A 230-nucleotide genomic window follows, 5' to 3' on the forward strand; every position below is an offset into this window, starting at 1 on the left:
GCGCAGAGACGTCCTGAAAGCAATTGATCGCGCCCTGGATTTTTCCGCGCCGATCTCGAAGCGTCCTGATGCTCATGAGCGCCACGAATCGCGATCCGTCCGGACGCTCAATCATGACTTCCTGGTTACGCGCGTCGAGCCCCGCGCCGAGGGTCGAAGCCATCGGGCACTCGTCAACAGCCAACGGCATGCCATCTGTAGAGTACAGCCGATACGAGCCGCAAAAGCGG

The 230-nt window shown here is 60.9% G+C and carries 1 pseudogene; it reads right to left on the reverse strand.

The features are described 5' to 3' along the window. Positions 1–230 (reverse strand): annotated as a pseudogene (locus tag AC0L20_RS42025) (histidine kinase); the annotation flags it as partial.

The organism is Bradyrhizobium sp. Kon58, assembly GCF_055807455.1.